This is a genomic window from Streptomyces sp. NPDC054956 (assembly GCF_053609185.1).
The window spans coordinates 1-5052 of record NZ_JBSGXB010000431.1 but is presented as its reverse complement, the minus strand read 5'-3'; the positions used below and the strand labels follow the sequence as shown (position 1 = coordinate 5052).

General features: G+C 71.7%; 3 protein-coding genes and 1 pseudogene. All 4 read left to right on the top strand.

Annotated features, from left to right (window positions below):
* Nucleotides 1–1261: pseudogene (locus ACWGDE_RS35970) on the top strand (hypothetical protein); the annotation flags it as partial.
* Nucleotides 1262–1281: 20 nt separating this feature from the next.
* Nucleotides 1282–2535 carry a 1-deoxy-D-xylulose-5-phosphate reductoisomerase gene (gene dxr, locus ACWGDE_RS35965; RefSeq protein ID WP_453393281.1) on the top strand — a complete coding sequence of 418 codons (1254 nt, stop codon included), beginning with the start codon at nt 1282–1284 and terminating at the stop codon, nt 2533–2535.
* Nucleotides 2532–3833 carry a M50 family metallopeptidase gene (locus ACWGDE_RS35960; RefSeq protein WP_453393280.1) on the top strand — a complete coding sequence of 434 codons (1302 nt, stop codon included), beginning with the start codon at nt 2532–2534 and terminating at the stop codon, nt 3831–3833. The genes dxr and ACWGDE_RS35960 overlap by 4 nt, the downstream gene beginning before the upstream one ends.
* 206 nt (nt 3834–4039) lie before the next feature.
* The coding region (gene ispG / locus ACWGDE_RS35955) for a flavodoxin-dependent (E)-4-hydroxy-3-methylbut-2-enyl-diphosphate synthase (protein ID WP_453393279.1) at nt 4040–5052 on the top strand (1013 nt) is incomplete at its 3' end.

Sequence of the window (5052 nt, the reverse complement as noted above, 5' to 3'; positions counted from 1 at the left end):
GGTACTGCGCCACGCACCCGACCACGTCGTCACCGACCTGATCGGCCGGCTCGACGCGCCGGCCCGCAAGTACCTGTGCCGCGACGAGCCGCTGTCGGCCTCCACCGTCACCCTGCTCCTGCGCCACGGCAGCGGGGAGGACCGGCAGTACGTCGCCCGCAACCCCCACGTCGTCGGACGGCCCCTGCCCGGGCTCCCCGGCCCCGCGCGGTACGCGGCCCGCCCCGGGCCCTCGCCCGAGCTGCTCCGCGAGACCGGACCCGGACCGCTGACCACCGAAGAGTTGATCCCGCTGCTGCGCGCGCACCCCCGCCGCCCCCGGATCCCCCTCACCCTGCTACGGATGCCGCACGCCCCGCTCGACCCCGGGACGCTGCTGCGCGAGCACGCCCGCGACCCGCTGCCGCCCGGCGTGGTCGAGGCCCTGCTGCTGGCCGGCGGCCTGCCCCGCGAGGTCTGCCGGGCACTCCTCGACGCCGGCACCCAGGAGGCTTCGGGGTACCGCTGGTACCGGCCCGCCGTACGAGCCGTCCGGATGGGGCTCCTCACCTTCGACGAACTCGCCGCCCACGTCGCCCCCGCGCACCGCACCCTCCTGCTCGTGAACCCGCCCGAGACCAAGGGGCTGCGCTGGTCCCTGCCCGAACGGACGGGCATGCGCACGGCCGTCGCCCGGGCGCTGCGCCCCCTGCGGGACGACCCCCGGCTCTGGGCCGAACTGCAGCGGCACGCCCCCGCCTTCCGCGGCACCCTGCCGGTCCTCGTGGCCCGGATCGTGCGCGGCACCCTGCCCGAGCCCGAGCCCGAGCCCGCCGACGGCCCGCGGGTCCCCGCGCTCGCCGGGACGGTGCGCTCCCTGGCCCCCAGGGCGGCCGAGCCCGTCGGGGGAGTGGAGCGCGAACTGGCCCTGGCGAGCCTCGCGGTGCCGATGGAGACCGTCCAGGAGGACATCCGGTGGGTGCGCGACTGCCTGGAGCGCGGACTGCTCACCGGCGAGGACGTGATCCGGCACAAGGCGCCCGCCTGCTGGGCCCTGGACGAGAACCACTGGCTCGGTGACGTGGACCACCCCGACCGCCACGATTGGGCCGCGCCGGTCCTCGCCGCACGGGCGGAGGCCGACCGGCTGTTCGCCCTGGCCATCGGCTCCGATCCGGACGCCTGGTGGCGCGTGGCCGCCACCCTCCCCGACTTCGCCGGAACGCTTCCGCACCTGCTCCTGCGGGTCACCGAGGGGGGCTCCGTGTCCGGCCGCCCATGAGTTGCGGCAACAATGGGGGCATGAGCGACCGTCCAGCCCCCCTCGCCGATCCGCACCTCCTCTTCGACCCCGCGGCCGGCCGCCGGGACATCGTCATCCTCGGATCCACCGGTTCCATCGGGACCCAGGCCATCGACCTGGCCCTGCGCAACCCGGACCGGTTCCGGGTCACCGCGCTGTCCGCCGCCGGCGGGCGGGTCGCCCTGCTGGCCGAGCAGGCCCACCTGCTGCGGGTCAACACCGTGGCCGTCGCGCGCGAAGACGTCGTACCGGCCCTGAAGGAAGCGCTGGACGCCCGGTACGGCGCCGGTGAGCCGCTGCCCGAGATCCTCGCCGGACCGGAGGCCGCGACCGAGCTCGCCGCCTCCGAGTGCCACACCGTCCTCAACGGCATCACCGGTTCCATCGGCCTCGCGCCCACCCTCGCCGCGCTGCGCGCCGGCCGGACCCTGGCCCTGGCCAACAAGGAGTCGCTGATCGTCGGCGGCCCGCTGGTCAAGGCCCTCGCGAAGCCCGGCCAGATCATCCCCGTGGACTCCGAGCACGCGGCGCTCTTCCAGGCGCTCGCCGCCGGCACCCGCGCGGACGTGCGCAAGCTCGTGGTCACCGCCTCCGGGGGGCCCTTCCGCGGCCGCACCCGCGCCGAGCTGGCCTCGGTCACCGTCGAGGACGCCCTGGCGCACCCCACCTGGGCGATGGGTCCGGTGATCACCATCAACTCGGCGACCCTCGTCAACAAGGGCCTGGAAGTCATCGAGGCGCACCTGCTCTACGACATCCCCTTCGAGCAGATCGAGGTCGTGGTCCATCCGCAGTCCTACGTCCACTCGATGGTGGAGTTCACGGACGGCTCCACGCTCGCCCAGGCCACCCCGCCGGACATGCGCGGCCCGATCGCGATCGGCCTCGGCTGGCCCCAGCGGATCCCCGACGCGGCCCCCGCCTTCGACTGGACCAAGGCCTCCACCTGGGAGTTCTTCCCGCTGGACACCGAGGCCTTCCCGTCGGTGGGCCTGGCCCGGCACGTGGGCACCCTGGGCGGTACCGCGCCCGCCGTGTTCAATGCGGCGAACGAGGAGTGCGTGGAGGCGTTCCTGGCCGGTCGGCTGCCGTTCACAGCAATCATGGATACGGTCTCTGCCGTGGTCGATGAGCACGGGACGCCGGACACGGGAACTTCCCTCACCGTCGCGGACGTCCTTGAAGCGGAGACCTGGGCCAGGGCCCGGGCACAGGAGATGGCGGCTCGCGCCGCCGTGGAGGCGCGCGCATGACCGTACTGCTGATCCTGATCGGTGTGCTCGTCTTCGTGGTCGGGCTGCTCTTCTCGATCGCCTGGCACGAGCTCGGCCACCTCTCGACGGCCAAGCTCTTCGGCATCCGCGTGCCCCAGTACATGGTCGGCTTCGGGCCGACCCTGTGGTCGCGCAAGAAGGGCGACACCGAGTACGGGATCAAGGCCATCCCGATGGGCGGCTACATCCGCATGATCGGGATGTTCCCGCCCGGCGAGGACGGCAAGGTCACCGCCCGCTCCACGTCCCCGTTCCGCTCGATGATCGAGGACGCGCGCTCGGCCGCGTACGAGGAACTGCAGCCGGGCGACGAGACGCGGCTCTTCTACACGCGCAAGCCGTGGAAGCGCGTGATCGTGATGTTCGCCGGACCGTTCATGAACCTGGTCCTGGCGATGGCGATCTTCTTCGGCGGCTGGATGACCTTCGGGGTGAAGCAGACGACCACCGAGGTCGCGACCGTCACCCCGTGCGTCATCCAGCAGAGCGAGAAGCGCGAGGTCTGCAAGGACAGCGACCCGAAGGCCCCGGGCCTGGCCGCGGGCCTCAAGGTCGGCGACAAGATCGTGGCCTTCGACGGCAAGCCGCTCGCGGACTGGGACGCCCTGCAGCAGAGCATCCGCAAGACCATCGGAACCGCCACCCTCACCGTCCTGCGCGACGGGCAGAAGGTGGAGCTCAAGGCGGAGCTCGTCGAGAACCGCGTCTCGAAGACGGACGGCCACGGCGGCTACGTCAAGGACCAGTACGTGTCGGCCGGCTACCTCGGCATCGCCCCGAAGAACGTGGTCGCCCCGCTCACCTTCAGCCAGTCCGTGGACCGTGTGGGCGAGGTCGTCCAGGGCAGTGTGGAATCCCTGGCCAAGCTCCCCGGCAAGATCCCGGGCCTGTGGAACGCCGCCTTCAACGGCGCCGAACGCGAGCCCGACTCCCCGATGGGCATCGTCGGCGCGGCCCGCATCAACGGCGAGATCGCGACCCTGTCCATCCCGGCCGAGCAGAAGGCCGCGATCATGCTGCAGGTCCTCGGCATGTTCAACCTCGCCCTGTTCCTGTTCAACATGCTGCCCCTGCTGCCGCTGGACGGCGGTCACATCGCGGGCGCCCTGTGGGAGTCGGTCTCGCGCCGCCTCGCGCGGGTCTTCCGGCGGGCCGACCCGGGCCCCTTCGACGTGGCGAAGCTGATGCCCGCCGCGTACGTGGTGGCGGGCGTCTTCCTCTGCTTCACCCTGCTGGTGCTCGTCGCCGACGTGGTGAACCCGATCAAGATCACCTGATCGGAAGATCGTCGGACGGTCGTACGGACACCCCTACCGCATCCGTGACGGAGCCGGGCACGCATCGTGCCCGGCTCCCTACGTACGGGTGGCACGCCCCCCGCGATGCGAGGAGCGCGCGCGGGTTGGCGTAATCTCGAAGGCTGGAGCCCGCCGATCTCGGGACCTTGACCCACCTTGATCCACACCTTGGGGTTGCACAGCAGATGACTGCCATCTCTCTCGGAATGCCGGCCGTGCCGACGAAGCTTGCCGACCGCAGGGTCAGCCGCAAGATCCAGGTCGGCACCGTGGCCGTCGGCGGCGACTCGCAGATCTCGGTCCAGTCGATGACCACCACCAGGACCTCCGACATCGGCGCCACGCTCCAGCAGATCGCGGAGCTGACCGCGTCCGGCTGCGACATCGTGCGCGTGGCCTGCCCGACGCAGGACGACGCCGACGCCCTCGCCGTGATCGCGAAGAAGTCGAACATCCCGGTCATCGCCGACATCCACTTCCAGCCGAAGTACGTGTTCGCCGCGATCGACGCCGGCTGCGCCGCCGTCCGCGTGAACCCCGGCAACATCAAGCAGTTCGACGACAAGGTCAAGGAGATCGCGCGGGCCGCCAAGGACGCGGGCACCCCGATCCGGATCGGCGTCAACGCGGGCTCGCTCGACGCCCGCCTGCTGAAGAAGTACGGCAAGGCCACCCCCGAGGCGCTGGTCGAGTCCGCGCTGTGGGAGGCCTCGCTCTTCGAGGAGCACGGCTTCAGCGACATCAAGATCTCGGTCAAGCACAACGACCCGGTCGTCATGGTCAACGCCTACCGCCAGCTGGCCGCCCAGTGCGAGTACCCGCTGCACCTCGGCGTCACCGAGGCCGGCCCCGCCTTCCAGGGCACCATCAAGTCCGCCGTCGCCTTCGGCGCGCTGCTCTCCGAGGGCATCGGCGACACCATCCGCGTCTCCCTGTCGGCCCCGCCGGTGGAGGAGATCAAGGTCGGCCGCCAGATCCTGGAGTCGCTGAACCTCAAGCCGCGCCGCCTGGAGATCGTCTCCTGCCCCTCGTGCGGGCGCGCCCAGGTGGACGTCTACAAGCTGGCCGAAGAGGTCACGGCCGGCCTCACGGGCATGGAGGTCCCGCTGCGCGTCGCGGTCATGGGCTGCGTCGTCAACGGTCCGGGCGAGGCCCGCGAGGCCGACCTCGGCGTCGCCTCCGGCAACGGCAAGGGCCA